At 65.8% G+C, this 2,343-nt stretch carries 3 protein-coding genes; all 3 read right to left on the bottom strand.

The annotated features are described in order from the left end of the window. A partial coding sequence (locus FNJ47_RS45665; RefSeq protein ID WP_175068520.1) for a P1 family peptidase occupies window positions 1-285 on the bottom strand: 285 nt, incomplete at its 3' end. Between the two features lie 176 nt (window positions 286-461). Beyond that, a complete protein-coding gene (locus FNJ47_RS45660) occupies window positions 462-1,580 on the bottom strand; it encodes a branched-chain amino acid ABC transporter substrate-binding protein (RefSeq protein WP_163163300.1) in 1,119 nt (372 codons plus the stop codon). 125 nt (window positions 1,581-1,705) lie between these two features. After that, on the bottom strand, window positions 1,706-2,343 hold a 638-nt coding region (locus tag FNJ47_RS45655), incomplete at its 5' end, for an ABC transporter ATP-binding protein (RefSeq protein ID WP_163163298.1).

The raw sequence follows: 2,343 nt of genomic DNA, 5'->3' as shown, positions 1-2,343 counted from the left end.
GCGAATGCGAAAGCCGCGGCCGCGCTCGGCGAGCCAGGCCTGCACGCCGCCGGCCGCATCGAGCCCGAGTGCGGAGCCGCCGGACAGCGTAATGGCGTCGATCGCCTCGACGACATTATGCGGGGCAAGCAGTGCGTCCTCGCGGGTGCCGGGACCGCCGCCGCGGACATCGATCGAGGCGACCGCGGGCCGCTCGAACAGGATGGCGGTGACGCCGGAAGCGATCACGGCGTCGTCGGCGTGGCCGACGCTGACGCCGGCAATATCGGTGAGAAGGTTTTTCACGATGCGTCCATCCGCCTGCTGTCCGATCGATCCGGTATAGCAGCCGCGGCGGATGCATCAACCGGCGGCGCACGCGGGAGCAGGGACTTGCGGTAAGACTTGCAGGCCTCGGATCAAAAAAACGCCCCGGCGGACCGGGGCGTTTCGTATCTCTGATCGGATCAGGCGCGAGAGGCTCAGGAGCCCTTCGGATTGATCTCGGTGTAGTTGCCCTTGGCGTCCCACTTGTAGACGACATAGTCGATCGCCTTGATGTCGCCCTTGGCGTCGAAGGCCATCTTGCCGAGCACGGTGTCCCACTCGCCGGCCTTGATGGTGTCCATCACCTTCTTGGCGTCGGTGGTGCCGGCCTTGGCGACGGCCTGCGTCCACACCTGCATCGCGGCGTAGGTGTAGAGCGTGTAGCCCTCGGGATCGATGTTCTTGCTCTTGAACTTCTCGACGATCGCCTTCGCGGTCGGCTTGTTGCGCGGATCGGGACCGAAGGTGAACAGCGTGCCTTCGGCGGCCGGGCCGGTGATCGAGGCGAACTCCTTGTCGTTCATGGCGTCGCCCGCCATCAGCACGGTCTGCAGGCCCTGGTCGCGCATCTGGCGCAGGATCAGGCCGGCTTCCTGATGGTAGCCGCCGACATAGACCAGATCGATGTTGTCGCGCTTCAGGCGCGAGACGATCGAGTTGAAGTCCTTGTCACCCTTGTTGTAGGACTCGAACATCTTCTCCTGGAAGCCGGCCTTGTTCAGCGCCTTCTTGGTCTCGTCGGCGAGGCCTTTGCCGTAGGTGGTCTTGTCGTTCAGGATCGCGACGTTCTTGCCCTTGTAGTTCTTCATGATGTAGTCGGCGGCGACCAGGCCCTGCTGGTCGTCACGGCCGCAGACGCGCGCCACGTTCCAGAGCTTGCGCTCGGTGAACAGCGGGTTGGTCGAGGCCGGGGTGATCTGCAGCACGTTGGCGTCGGCATAGGCCTCGGAGGCGGGGATCGACGACGACGAGCAGAAATGGCCGGCGACGAACGGGATCTTCGACGAGCCGATCTTTTCCGCGATCGAGCGCGCCTGCTTCGGATCGCAAGCGTCGTCATCGGCTTCCAGCGCGAGCTTCTTGCCGAGCACGCCGCCGGCGGCGTTGATGTCGGCGACCGCCTGCTCAGCGCCGTTCTTCATCTGCCGGCCAAAAGCGGATTCGGAGCCCGTCATCGGGCCCGCGACTGCGATTGTGATATCTTGCGCGAATGCGCTCGCCGACAATGCGAACGAAGCGCCCAATGCCAGGCCGATCAGCTTCAGTGATTTCATGAGACGTCCCTCGTGGTCGTTGCCTCTTGCGGAGGAGCCCGGCACGCCGGGCCCCAAAACCGCGGGCATTCTCGGCTGATTTTGCCGCGAAGTCACCGGCAATTTTCAGGCAAATCGACGCTGCATTAGCCGCGGCGGCCGCCTTCCAGATAGGCGGCGCGGATTTCCGGGCGCTGCAGCAATTCGGCGCCGGTTCCTGCCAGCGTGATCAGGCCGTTGACCATGACATAGCCGCGATGGGCGAGCTTCAGCGCGTGGTTGGCGTTCTGCTCGACGATCAGCACGGTGAGGCCGTCCTGCCGGTTCAGTGTGCGGATGGCGTCGAAGATCTGCCGCGCGATCAGCGGCGCAAGGCCGAGCGACGGCTCGTCCAGCAACAAGAGCCGCGGCCGGCTCATCAGGGCGCGGCCGATCGCCAGCATCTGCTGCTCGCCGCCCGACAGCGTGCCGCCGCGTTGTGCGACGCGCTCCTTCAGGCGCGGAAACAGCGCGAACACGCGCTCCAGGCCGGCTTCGCGCTCGGCCTCGCTGCATTCGGTGGCGTCGGCGCCCATCTGCAGGTTTTCCGCGACGCTCATGCGCGGAAAGATCCGCCGCCCCTCGGGCGATTGCGCGATGCGCAGCCGCGCGATCTCGTGGGTCGGCACGCCGGTGATGTCGTGGCCATCATATTCGATGGTGCCGGCGCGCGCGCGCGGCCGGCCGAAGATCGTCATCATCAGCGTCGACTTGCCGGCGCCGTTGGCGCCGATCAGGGCGACGA

The sequence above is a fragment of the Bradyrhizobium uaiense genome (genome assembly GCF_010811875.1).
Classification (GTDB): Bacteria; Pseudomonadota; Alphaproteobacteria; order Rhizobiales; family Xanthobacteraceae; genus Bradyrhizobium; species Bradyrhizobium uaiense.
The sequence above is the reverse complement of the archived record's forward strand: the minus strand, read 5'-3'. Positions and strand labels throughout refer to the sequence as shown.